Here is a 12,938-nt window from a genome sequence, read left to right as displayed (position 1 = left end):
GTTATAAAATGAAAAGTGTTGATTTACTAAGAAGTTTGAGTGATGCTATAGGTGTTTCAATGTATGAAAATGAGGTTAAGGAAAAAATAAGAGAATTATCAAAACAAATATCTAAAGAAATAGAGATTTTTGATGTAGGTAAAGGATCTTTGGGAATAAAATATGGAAATGGAAAGAAAAAAATAGGGTTATTTGCTCATATAGATGAGATAGGTATAGTTATTTCTAAAATTGTTGATGAACAATTTGCTATGATTCATACAATAGGGGGAGTGGATCCAAGAACATTAATTGCAAAAAGAGTTAAATTTCTTACAAAAAACGGATATAAATTAGGTATAGTTGGGATGCTTGCTCCTCATTTACAAAAGCAAGAACATAGAAATTTTGCACCAGATTTTGATAATCTATATGTTGATTTTTCTATAGATGGTGGAACAAAGGGTATTGAAGTTGGCGATATTGGTGTTGTAGATGTAAAATCCGAAGAACTAAATGGAAAGGTTACAGGTAAAGCTATAGACGATAGAGCAGGTTGTGCAGTGTTGTTGAAAACACTTGAATTTCTAAATAAATTTAGATTGGAAGATAAAAGTATTTATTTTCTCTTTAATCAGGGTGAAGAAATAGGGTTAAAAGGTGCGAAAAGAACAAGTTATGAAATAGATCCTGAAGTTGGAATTGTTGTAGATGTAACTTTTGGAAGTGATACACCATCTCATTTTGAAAAAATTGAACTTGGAAAAGGGCCTGCAATTGCTTTAGGACCAACAATGAATAATGAAGAGACTGAAAAAATTATAGATATTGCGAAAAAATATAATATTAAATATCAGCTTGAACCATTACCAATAAGAAGTGGTACAGAAGCAGATATTGTACAGATTGTAAAAGAAGGAATTAAAACTATTGGAATTTCTATTCCAATTCTAAACATGCATTCCTCTGTAGAAGTTGTTGATCCTTCCGATATAGATGCTGCGGCAATGCTAATAGCTCAATTTATAGCTGATTATGGAGAAGAAGGTGAGAGAAATGAATAATCTTTTAAAATATTTATCAGATTTAACGGAATTACCAGGTATTTCTGGTAAAGAGGATAAAGTTAGAGAATATATATTAGAAAAAATTAAAGATAAAGTAGATGAGTATCACGTTGATGTGATGGGAAATTTAATAACAAAAGTAAAGGGTAAAGATTCATCAAAGAAGATTATGTTACTAGCTCATATGGATGAAGTTGGGTTTATGGTAACAAAGATAAATGATGATGGAACATTTCATATTTCACCTGTTGGAGGCGGAGATCCAAGGGTTGTATTTTCTCAAAGATTAATGGTAAATGGGCAATTGCTCTCTGTTGTTCAGATAAAACCTATACATTTATTAAGTGCAAATGAAAGAAAATCTAAACCTGATTATAATAATTTTAAAATATACACGGGATTAGATAAAAATGAAATTAAGAAAAAGGTAAAAATTGGTGATATGGTAACCTTTGATACAAAGTTTTATATGAATGAAAATAGAGCAATATCAAAGGCTTTTGATGATAGAGCAGGATGTTCATGGATGATGAATTTAATAGATACGATAGCTGAAGGAGAAAAACCAAAATATGATACATATTTTGCTTTTGTTGTTCAAGAAGAAGTTGGATTGAGAGGAAGCGGGGTTGCTGCTCATTACATAAATCCAGATGTTGCTCTTGTTTTAGAAGGCACCACAGCTGGTGATTATCCGTTATTGGATAAAGATAAATGGGCTACGCATTTAGGTGATGGACCAGCAACATTCTTTATGCATTCAGGTGTTGTGCTTTCTAAAGATATATTTGATAGAATTGTGGATACAGCAAAAGCAAATGATATTAAACTTCAATTCAAAATGAGAACTGCAGGTGGAACTGATGCGAGAAGGTTAGCTATAACGTTAGATGGTATTCCTTCAGGGATATTGGCGGTTCCATCGAGATATATTCATTCCCCTAACACGATTATTGATATAAATGATTATATAAATGGTTATAAATTATTAGAATTATTAGTTCTTGAAGGGAGGATATTAAAATAATGAAAGAGTTAATAAAGAAATTAACAGATGTGAAATCTCCAAGCGGTAGAGAAAAAGAAATAAGAGATATTATTATAGATGAAATAAAAGATTATGTGGATGAATATAAGGTTGATAGATTGGGCAATTTAATAGCTATAAAAAAAGGAGAAAACGAAAAAACTATTTTATTTGATGCACATATGGACGAAATAGGTTTAGTTGTTACACATATTACTGAAGATGGTTTTTTAAGGGTAGAACCTGTTGGTGGAGTTAATCCAAGGGTTTTAATTGGAGCAAAGGTGCATTTTAATGGTTATGTTGGTGTTGTTGGGTTTGAAGGAGAAACAATGGAAGAATATTCGAAAAATATGAATAATATTAATTTCGATATATTATTTGTAGATATTGGAGCATCTTCTAAAACAGAAGCCGAAGAAAAAGCGCCGATTGGAACATTTGGAACATACTACTCAGAATTTAATGATTTGGGAGATAAAGTAATAGCAAAAGCGCTTGATGATAGAATTGGCTGTGTTGTTATGATTGAAGCTTTGAAAAAGATGAAAAAACCAAAGAATAATATCATTTTTGCATTCACAGTTCAAGAAGAGGTTGGTTTAATAGGAGCTTCTGTAGCAGCATATAATTATGATATAGATATGGCCATAGCACTTGACGTTACAGCAGCAGCAGATACACCTAAAGCATTTAAAAGAATGTCTATGAAATTAAATGAAGGTCCATGTATAAAAATCAAAGATGGATATACAGTAAGTGATAAATTTGTTGTTGATATATTAAAGGAAGTTGCACATGAGAATAATATAAAATATCAAATGGAAGTATTGCTATTTGGCGGGACAAATGCTGGAGGATATCAAACAACAAAAGCGGGTATTCCTTCAGGTACAATATCTATTCCAACAAGATATATTCACACACCACATGAAATGATTTCAATGTTTGATGTTGAAGAAACAGTTAAATTTATAGTATCTTTAGCTAATAAATAATATGGTGATTGAATGTTAAATCAAAATATTTTCAGAGATTTTTTTGTTTTTAGTTTAATAATATTTATATCATTATATTTTCTTTTGTTTTTTGTAAATACGAAATATATAGAAAGAACGGTTGAAGAAATAGTAAACCGTTCTTCTATTTCAGTTGTAAATATTATAAATGAGTATAGTTATAAATATATAAATTTTTCTCAGGATTTTAGTAATGATATTAGAGTTAGTTCATATGTGAAATCATTGATTTATTTTTCCTCTAATTATGATGATTCAAAATCTTCTATATTTGATAGTGTTTATAGTAGATTAGATGATTATATAAAAGAAAAAAAAAATATTTTGACATTTAATGGGAAAATAATTATTAGTGATTTCAACAAAAATATTATTTATCCTCAGAAAGTAAGTTTATTGAATTATACAATATTTGAAATGAATTTAATAGAGTTAGAAAACAGCACTGAATTAATTCAATATTCCCCCGTTTTTTCGCTAAATGGTAAAACTTATTTTTACATATCAACATATCTTTTTGATTTAAATCAGATTCCTATTGCATATATTTCTTTTGAAATAAATATAGATTTTAGTCATTTAAATAAGTTTTCTATGGAAGGATTAAAATTTCACATAATTGATAATAATACAAAGCTCATTTGGCCAGAAACATCATTACCGTATTTTATATATTCAAAAATGTTTTTATCTAAAGAAGAAAATAAAGAATTTATGTTTAATGGGAATTTATATTATATAAGAAAAACAAATTTTGGAAATAGTATTTATATTCTTACAATTTTTACAAATAAAGAATTATATATATATTCTTTTTACTATTTTATTTTGCTTAGTTTCTTTTTTTCAACAATATTAATTTTCTGGATGAAAAGATATTTTCGATATGAAATTCATACAACAAAAAGATTGTTTGAAATTTCAAGTAATCTTGGGATAGATGATTTTAATTTAATTAATAGAAATATTAAAAACATGAAACATATAATGAAAAGTCTTTTTCAAGATATTGAAACATTTGAAGAATTGGAAAATAATATTATTAATGCAATTCGAATTTATGATGATATTATATATATTTCTTTTTATAAGAAGAAAAATAATGAGATAGATTATATCGAATATGAAATATATAGTTCGGAAAATTATCAAATTTCAAATAATACAATAGACATATTAAAAAATACAAAGAATATGTATTTATATCCATTTAGAGAAAGAATATTTGATTTAGATGGTTTTTTTGTAATAAAAGAAAAAAAATTTGGAGAATTAGAAAGTAATATTATATTTGATGGTATTGTATATATGCTAAAGGATTTATATATAAAAATAAATAAAATATACAATAAAGATGAGATGGAAAAGAAATTTTTCGAAAGAAATTTTAAAACACTTTTAATAGTTAAATTTCAAGAAAAGGTTATAAATTTAAATACAATAGATATGTTTAAGAGTTATATATTTAAATATAAAAATAATCTAATTTTTCTAAATACTTTCGATTCCAAATTTAATAATGAAATAATAGATTATATTAATATAATTGGTGAATTTGAAAGAATTAATGCAAAATTTATAAGTTTTAAGATCCCAAAATATGAAACTAGAAAGAAAAAACTATTTAGAGAAATAGAAAAGATTTTAGATGCATCATGGGATAATGTTGAAAATTCTTATTAATAAAAACCCCATCTTTGTAAATTACAAAGATGGGGTTTATTATATTTATTTCTTTATAGAATAAAATGCTTTTAAGCCTCTATATTCAGCAACTTCTCCTAATTCTTCTTCTATTCTTAATAATTGATTATATTTTGCTATTCTTTCACTTCTTGATAATGATCCTGTTTTTATAAACCCAGCATTCATAGCAACAGCTAAGTCAGCAATAAATGTGTCTTCGCTTTCGCCTGATCTGTGTGAAACAACGTTTGTCATATTTGATTTCATTGCTAATTCCATTGTGTCTAATGTTTCAGTTACGGAGCCTATTTGATTTAATTTGATTAATATAGAGTTAGAAGCTTTTAAGTCAATACCTTTTTGTAATCTTTTTACATTGGTTACGTATAAGTCATCACCAACAATTTGGACTTTTTTACCAGCTTTTGCTGTAAATTTTGAATATGCTTCCCAATCTTCTTGATCAAATGGATCTTCAATTGAAACGATAGGATATTTATCTATTAACATTTCATAATATTCCATAGCTTCTTCAGCAGTTAAAGCTTTACCATCAATGTTATAAACTTTCTTTTCTTCATCATAATATTCAGAAGCAGCACAGTCTAAAGCGATAAATACATGTTCTCCAGCTTTGTAGCCTGCGTTTTCAATGGCTTTAATTATAAATTGAATGGCTTCTTCATTTGAGTTTAAATTTGGAGCGAATCCGCCTTCATCACCTACAGCAGTAACGTGTCCATCTTTTTTCAATAATGATTTTAATGAATGGAATACTTCAGCACCAGCTCTTAATGCATCTGAGAATTTATCAAAACCAGCTGGGACAATCATGAATTCTTGAATATCGAGGTTATTATCAGCATGTTCTCCACCATTGATAATATTCATTAAAGGAACTGGTAAAACTTTTGCATTTGGACCACCTAAGTATTTGTATAAAGGAATACCCAATGAATCAGCACCAGCTCTTGCAACAGCCATTGAAACAGCCAATATAGCATTTGCACCTAATTTTGATTTGTTTTCTGTGCCATCTAATTCTAACATTACTTTGTCTATTAATGGTTGATCAAAAACGTTGAATCCCACTAATTCTTTAGCAATAATTTCATTTATATTTTTTACAGCAGTTAATACGCCTTTACCTTTGAATCTTGATTTGTCACCATCTCTTAATTCTAAAGCTTCAAATTTACCTGTTGAAGCACCAGATGGAACAATAGCTTTTCCCATAGCACCACTTGCTAATTCTACAACAGCTTCGACTGTTGGATTTCCTCTTGAATCTAAAACTTCTCTTGCATTTACAGCAACTATTTCATCATACCACATGTTTCAGCACCTCCTTAAGGTTTAACAAAAGTTCCGATGTTTGAATTTAATAAAGCATTCAACAAATTATTCTTTTTAAAGAAATTTAAAACAATTATAGGCATTTTATATCTTTTACATATAGAAAAAGCTTCAGTATCCATTATTTTTAAACCTAAGTTTATAGCATCATCATATGTTATTTTATCATATTTTTTAGCATTTTCAAATTTTTTGGGGTCTTTATCATAAATACCATCTACTTTAGTAGCTTTTATTAAAATATCAGCTTTCATTTCAACAGCTCTTAGAGCAGCGGCTGTATCTGTTGTAAAAAAAGGATTAGAAGTGCCACCAGCAAATATTACAACATAGCCTGCGTTGAAGTATAATTCTATATCATCATAATGTATTCTTCTAACAGAAGGTAGATCTACTATTTGGGAAACAACAACGGTTTTTATACCTTTTCTTTCAAAATAGTCTTTTAAATAAAGGGCGTTAATTACAGTACCGAGCATACCAATATGGTCGCCAATGGTGTTTGTAACGTCTTCTAATTCTCTACCTCTAAATAAATTACCAGCACCTATGACCATACCAAGTTTAATTCCATGTTTAACAATATCTTTAATTTCGTTCGATAAATAATCAATAGCTTTTTCATCAAATCCCTTTTTATCTTCACCAGATAAGACCTCACCGCTGAGTTTTAATAAAATTCTATTATACATTTTTACCCCCCTTTTCCTTAAAAAAAAGGGTGGACAATAACCACCCTATACATTATTCACCAATTTCAAATCTTACAAATCTTGAAACTTGAATATTTTCTCCTATTTTAGCAATAGCTGCAGTAATAAGATCTTTAATTTTTTGTCCTTTTTCTTCAGCAAATACAAATTCTTGTTCCAATAAACAATTATCTTCGAAAAATTTGTTTAATTTGTTTTCTACGATTTTTTCAATAATATGTTCAGGTTTTCCAGATTCTTTCATTTCTTCTATATAAATTTCCTTTTCTTTTGCAATAACGTCTTCAGGAACATCTTCTTTCTTTAACCATTTTGGTCTCATTGAAGCAATTTGTAATGAAATTTGTTTTGCTAATTCGTGAAATTCTTCTGTTCTTGCAACGAAGTCTGTTTCACAGTTTAATTCTAATAAAACACCAATTTTTTCATTGTGGTGAATATAAGAATAGATAATACCTTCACCAGTGCTTCTGTTTGCTTTTTTAGCAGCTTTTGCAGCACCCTTTATTCTTAAAATTTCAACAGCTTTATCAAAGTCTCCTTCAGCTTCAACTAAAGCATTCTTACAATCCATCATTCCAGCGCCTGTGGCATCTCTTAATTTTTTAACATCAGCAGCAGTTATAGCCATTTCAATTCCCTCCTAGTATTTTCTTAAAATTCAGATGAATTTTAACATAATTATTTTTCTTTTTTTAAACATTGTTATTACTAATTTTTTTAATTATTGCTTTTTCAACATTTTTTGGAACCCATTGAGATATATTTCCGCCAAATTTAGCCACTTCTTTTACTATTGTAGATGAAATAAATGAAAATTCTGTATCAGTCATAAGAAAGAGGATTTCAACATTTTCATTTAAAGATCTATTTGCATTTGCAAGCTGCAGTTCATACTCGAAATCCGAAACAGCTCTTAATCCTCTAATAATAACATTAATATCTTTTTTTTTCGCGTAATCAACTAATAATCCTTCATAACTTTCAACATAGACATTTTTAAAATTTTTTAAAGACTCTTTTGTAATATTTATTCTTTCATCACGATTAAAAAAATATTTTTTATTTACATTATGCAAAACAACAACATATAGCTCGTCAAAAATTTTAGCAGCTCTTTTTATTATATTAAGGTGACCAAAAGTTATTGGATCAAAACTACCTGGATATATGGCTTTCGACATATTAAACCTCCAAATATTTTTCAATTTTTCCAGCACCTAATATTATTCCATCATTATCATAAACAACGGCGAATTGACCAGGAGTAACTGCAAATATAGGGTCTTTGAAAATTACCTGTACTTTGTTATTACCAATTTTTTTTATATAAGCATCTTTTTCTTCGTTTCTTTTTCTGATTCTGCATCTTGCATAAATTTCGTTGAAGTCGACTAAAAAGTTAAAATTAGTTGCAATTAAACCTTTAAAATAGACTTTTTCTGTTGGAGCAACAATAATTTGATTTTTTTCTGGAAGTATTTTATATACATGCATTTTTATGTTTGGATTTTTAAAATAGGTTATGCCCGTTCTTTGACCTATTGTATAATTTGTATATCCAGAGTGTTCTCCAATTATATTGCCATCGAGATCTAAAACAGCACCTTTTGAAATTTTAATATTATTATCTTTTAAAAATCTCCTATAGTCATTGTCAGGAATAAAGCATAATTCTTGACTATCAACTTTTTTAGCAATATTAAGATCTAAATTTTCTGCTATTTTTCTTATTTCATCTTTTGTATAAGAACCATTTGGGAAAATTAATTTTGGTAATACTTTTTTATCAATATAACCTAAAAAATAAGATTGATCTTTTGAAATATCTATGCCTTTTCTTAAAATATCTGTGTTGTATTTTTGAGAAAATTCTCTGATCACATAATGTCCTGATGCAATATAATCAGCATCATATTCTTTTAATAAATCAACAGATAAACCAAATTTAAAATATTTATTACAAAGCATACATGGATTTGGCGTATATCCACTTTTATATTCATTAATGAAATAATGTATAATTTTTTCTTTAAATTTTTCGTATATTTTAATAATCTTTAATTCAAAGCCTAGTTTATTAGCAATTCTCATAGCGTCATATGTATCAGAAGGGCTACAACAAATTTTTTTCTTTTCAGGTATTTTTGTAAAGATCTCATCAGGTATAGTTTTAAAATGTATGCCAATAATATTATATCCCATTTTTTGGGCTAAAAAAGCTGCAACAGAACTGTCAACTCCTCCACTCATCAATATTATTAATTTTTTCTTCAACAGTATTTCCTCCCATTAATTCTAATTTTTCTCCCAATTCGATTAAATCTGCGAGCGTTATTTTAGAAAGTTCTTGCATTAATATGGCATTAACTTTTTTCCAGATGTATCCTACCGCACAATCTGAACCTAAGGTTTCGCACTTTCCAGTTATAACGCATTCATAAGATTGAAATGGTTTATCAAGAATATATATTACCTCACTCAATTTTAACTTTTTTGGGTCTTTGCTTAATGCATAACCACCATACCTACCTCTAACAGAATCAACTACACCGTATTCTCTTAATTCGCTAAATATTTTTTCTAAAAAATCTTTAGGTATCTTTTGTTTTGTTGATAATTCATTTATCGAAACTCTTTCAATCCCATTTTTATGAAATAAAGCTAATTCATATAAAGCTCTTAATGCATAACTACTTTTAACTGTTAAACCCATAATTCTACCTCCTGTTTTTTTCTCCGACAATATACACACTTACATTTTGTGTTTTTTGAGCAAGTCTTACATCATTAATATATATATCTAATCTATTACCCACAATTTTTGACCCAATATCTTCGATTTCAAAAAAACCAAAATTAGGAGAATTTCTAAATTCTGGTATATATACAACTGTACCTAAAGGTATAAGTTCAGGGTCAGCAGCGACTGTAACCCAAGGTCTTGGGACATTTTGAGATTTAGTTAATCTAAATGCAGGATAATATATTATTTTATCATCCCATTCAGTATAAAATGTTGCTTTGAAATCACCAAGATATTTAAAAAATAATTTCATAGGATCTTTTGGCTCTCCATTTTTCCATATTTCAAAGTTAAATAAAGTATCTTTTTTTATTGTTCCTAATATTGTGTCTTTATCTACCCATTGACCATTTTTAATGTTTATAGATGTTAAATTTGAATAAATGCTTACTACACCATTCCCATGATCTATTTTCACATAAAAAGATTTATTAGGAGCCTTGCCAACATCAATAATTCTCCCAGGTAAAGCAGGTTTTACAGATTCGTTCTTTAATGGAAGTATTCCTAGACCTACCGAAACTCCAGTTGAAATTCTATCTCCGAACCTTATAACTATACGGTCGTAATCTGAAGGTGAAGTATAACTTAATGGCCAGGTTAAGAAATTTTCTATATTATTAACGGGTATAATTATTTTTTGTCCGATTCTTATGGTTCTTGGATCATCTATGTTATTTGCAACTTTTATTAAATCCACACCATTATACCCTAAACCGAAAGCTAAAGCTATCTGGCTTAGGGTATCTCCTGATTTAACGGTGTATATAATTTGATCTCCTGAACCAAAAAGTTCTTTTATTTCTGCATTTGAGAAAGAAATCAAAGCATTGGTTAATTCTCGTTCTAATTCTTCTAATTTAGTTTTATATTTTTCATCAAAGGTGCTTAAAGGTCTTGAAGATAATAATTCAAATGAATTTTGCAAATTCCCTATAGTTTTGTCTAAAATTTTAAATTTTTCTTCAAGTTCTTTTATTTTAAGTAATTCGTCGCTTTTAGTTTTATAAAAAAGTTTAGCAACTTCTCTTTGTGTTTCTGTTTCAACTGATTCATATACATATTTTTTTAAGTTTTTTTCGTTTATTAATCCAATAGTTTGTTTTTTAAATGTAGAATAGTCATTTTTTAATGAATCCAGATCATTTTCCAGAGTTTCAAAATTAATTTGCCAAATTTTATCTAAAGAGTTGATAGTTTTTAATAAATCATCTATATTTGTTTTAACAGATTTGTCAATAGAATTTTTTATTTCAGTTGAGCTAAGAGTTATTTTATACAAATTATCCCTTAAATCAATTAAATCCTTATATAATTTATTGTTATCAGTTTTTAAGGTATTCAGTTGGATGTCTAAATTTTTTATTTTATTATTGATAGAATCGAAATTATCATTATTATATTCTTTGAAATTTAAAAAATCATTATATTTAGAGTTCAAAGAATCTTGTACATTAGTTAAGCTGGATTCTAAAGAGAATAATTTATTATTTATGGAATTCAATGAAGTATTGATTTTTTTGTTTATTGTGTTGAATTTCAAATCCACATAATTTTTATTGTTTTCAAAAATGGTTGAATCTTTTGTAATAAAATTTTCTGTTAATGAAATTAAGTCAGCCTTTTTGATTGTATCATTATTTAATATATGCAAATTACTTTCTATGTTTTTTATTCTATTCTCTAATGCGGTTAAAAATTGAGTATAAAATTCATCATCTTTTCTCTTTTTTAACATTGTGATTTCTTTTTTTATATTATTCAATGAGTTATTAATAATGTTTAATTCATTATTATAGTTTTGTAAAATCTCTTGAGTTTTTGTATTAGAAGATGCAAGTGTATAAGAAACTTTATTTAATTCAGTTTTTAATAACTCGAGGCTAGAAGAAATATCTTCTATTTTTTTATTAACTTGATTAATACTGGCATTAATATTTTCAAAAGACTTTTCATGATTACTTAAAGTTAATTTTAGCGATGCAAGTTCACTTTCAATATTATCTAATCTTTCATTTTCCTTTGTGTCTTGTACAGGAAGTAAAGAACATGAACTAAGAAAAATAATAATTATTGTTAATAAAAAAAAGTATCTTTTCATCATAAATCACCTTTCAAAAATTCAGCTTTTTTTACATAAGGATTTTTTGAATTTCTATATCTACCAATTAATTTATTAAAAAATTCTTTTGCTTCTTTTCTCTTTCCAATTCTCAAACTTGTATAACCTTTGAAAAAATAATATAAAATCAATTCTTCATCAGAGTTTAGATTCTTAAAATTTTCTTCTAAAATAGTCACAGCAGATAATAACAATTTTAATTCCTCCATTATTTTATCTTCATCTCTAAAAATCCATGCAAGACGAATTAAACTTTTCGCAACATTTCCTGGTTTATTTAAAATTCTATAAATAATTCCGGCTAAAGCATACTGTTTTTTTAAAAAGTCGATATCTTTATTTTTTGTATTATCGATTTTCCCTAATTTATCTCGAGCTCTCTTTAAATAATTTTTTAAATCCTTTTTTGTATCTTTAGAAACTTTTCTTAAAACATCAGTATCTTCTGAAAAATAAGTAAAAGCACATTTTGGGCAAGTTAAAATCGAGAAATAAAGAGGATTTGGACCTTTGAAAATAGGTTTTAAATCATCTTCGTATTTTTCAATTCTAATACTATCGTATTTTATTTTTGTATAATTAAAAGCTCGACCGCACAAAGGACATGTTGTAGAATCTTCCCAAAAATCTCCCATATTTTGCACCTCTTATTTAAATCTTAGTATTACTAAAAATATTTTACCATTTCAATGCGAAAATTCCAAATGGTATTTATTAAAATTAATATAAGAAAAATAATTATGCTTAAAGAACATTAAATTTTGAAATAATAAAATTTAATGATAAAATATAAAAAAACCTAATATAATAGGATCTTCAAAAATAGAGGAAAAAGAAAGTAACGGCAAAGCAAAAAAGATTACACAAAGGTAAACAGGGAAAAATTAGCAAAATTAGAGATAGGGGAAACAAAGAAGTAGAAAAAAGGGACGAAATCAAACTGAAAAGTAGTATGAAAAGCATAAACCAAAAGAACGAATCAAAAAGATTCGCTAATTTGAAAGATTGAAATTTCAAAAAAATAATAAATAATAAAAATAGTTAATAGTAAGTATGTATATTATCTCCGAACAAAATTAGAACGAGTTGATTTAATAGAAGTAAGTAAATCATCTCTACCCATATCATGAGCTAAAAAAGCAGAAGCAATAAAAAATAGATTA

Annotated in this window: 12 protein-coding genes; 4 read left to right on the top strand and 8 right to left on the bottom strand. The window is 27.2% G+C overall.

Going from position 1 to position 12,938, the window contains the following annotated elements; all coding sequences use genetic code 11:
* The first annotated feature begins 8 nt into the window (after positions 1–8).
* From BUA62_RS08655 to BUA62_RS08640, 4 genes are read left to right on the top strand one after another with little or no spacing between them, the layout of a single operon-like run.
* Entirely contained in the window at positions 9–1,043 is a 1,035-nt protein-coding gene (locus BUA62_RS08655; RefSeq protein ID WP_072865477.1) for a M20/M25/M40 family metallo-hydrolase, read from the top strand.
* Positions 1,036–2,073: a M42 family metallopeptidase gene (locus tag BUA62_RS08650; RefSeq protein WP_072865475.1), complete on the top strand. Its 1,038-nt coding sequence runs from the start codon at positions 1,036–1,038 to the stop codon at positions 2,071–2,073. Before BUA62_RS08655 ends, BUA62_RS08650 begins: the two co-directional genes overlap by 8 nt.
* Complete coding sequence (locus BUA62_RS08645; RefSeq protein ID WP_072865473.1) at positions 2,073–3,071, top strand: M42 family metallopeptidase; 999 nt, start codon at positions 2,073–2,075, stop codon at positions 3,069–3,071. The genes BUA62_RS08650 and BUA62_RS08645 overlap by 1 nt, the downstream gene beginning before the upstream one ends.
* Positions 3,072–3,083: 12 nt before the next feature.
* Positions 3,084–4,775 (top strand): hypothetical protein, encoded by a 1,692-nt coding sequence (locus BUA62_RS08640; RefSeq protein ID WP_072865470.1) that lies wholly within the window; start codon positions 3,084–3,086, stop codon positions 4,773–4,775.
* A gap of 45 nt (positions 4,776–4,820) precedes the next feature.
* On the opposite strand, the gene eno is transcribed toward BUA62_RS08640, so the two are convergent.
* The 8 genes from eno to BUA62_RS08600 all read right to left on the bottom strand — a co-directional run bounded on the left by eno (position 4,821) and on the right by BUA62_RS08600 (position 12,410).
* Positions 4,821–6,113 (bottom strand): phosphopyruvate hydratase, encoded by a 1,293-nt coding sequence (gene eno, locus BUA62_RS08635; protein ID WP_072865468.1) that lies wholly within the window; start codon positions 6,111–6,113, stop codon positions 4,821–4,823.
* A 14-nt stretch (positions 6,114–6,127) separates the two neighbouring features.
* A complete protein-coding gene (pyrH, locus tag BUA62_RS08630; protein ID WP_072865465.1) occupies positions 6,128–6,826 on the bottom strand; it encodes a UMP kinase in 699 nt (232 codons plus the stop codon).
* A gap of 52 nt (positions 6,827–6,878) precedes the next feature.
* Complete coding sequence (gene tsf / locus BUA62_RS08625; protein ID WP_072865463.1) at positions 6,879–7,478, bottom strand: translation elongation factor Ts; 600 nt, start codon at positions 7,476–7,478, stop codon at positions 6,879–6,881.
* 64 nt (positions 7,479–7,542) lie between these two features.
* Positions 7,543–8,031 carry a pantetheine-phosphate adenylyltransferase gene (coaD, locus tag BUA62_RS08620; RefSeq protein ID WP_072865460.1) on the bottom strand — a complete coding sequence of 163 codons (489 nt, stop codon included), beginning with the start codon at positions 8,029–8,031 and terminating at the stop codon, positions 7,543–7,545.
* A gap of 1 nt (position 8,032) precedes the next feature.
* Positions 8,033–9,124 carry a tRNA 2-thiouridine(34) synthase MnmA gene (gene mnmA / locus BUA62_RS08615; RefSeq protein WP_072865458.1) on the bottom strand — a complete coding sequence of 364 codons (1,092 nt, stop codon included), beginning with the start codon at positions 9,122–9,124 and terminating at the stop codon, positions 8,033–8,035.
* Positions 9,084–9,563: an RrF2 family transcriptional regulator gene (locus BUA62_RS08610; protein ID WP_072865456.1), complete on the bottom strand. Its 480-nt coding sequence runs from the start codon at positions 9,561–9,563 to the stop codon at positions 9,084–9,086. Before BUA62_RS08610 ends, mnmA begins: the two co-directional genes overlap by 41 nt.
* A gap of 4 nt (positions 9,564–9,567) precedes the next feature.
* On the bottom strand, positions 9,568–11,754 hold the full coding sequence (locus BUA62_RS08605) for a LysM peptidoglycan-binding domain-containing protein (protein WP_072865454.1): 2,187 nt from the start codon (positions 11,752–11,754) through the stop codon (positions 9,568–9,570).
* The gene (locus BUA62_RS08600; RefSeq protein WP_072865452.1) at positions 11,754–12,410 is read right to left on the bottom strand and encodes a DUF2225 domain-containing protein; all 657 of its coding nucleotides are present in this window, start codon (positions 12,408–12,410) and stop codon (positions 11,754–11,756) included. The genes BUA62_RS08605 and BUA62_RS08600 overlap by 1 nt, the downstream gene beginning before the upstream one ends.
* Positions 12,411–12,938: the final 528 nt, after the last annotated feature.

Origin of the sequence: Marinitoga hydrogenitolerans DSM 16785, assembly GCF_900129175.1 — a bacterium.
GTDB lineage: Bacteria > Thermotogota > Thermotogae > Petrotogales > Petrotogaceae > Marinitoga > Marinitoga hydrogenitolerans.
Note: the sequence above shows the minus strand (reverse complement) of the source record. Positions and strands in the feature narration are given on the sequence as shown.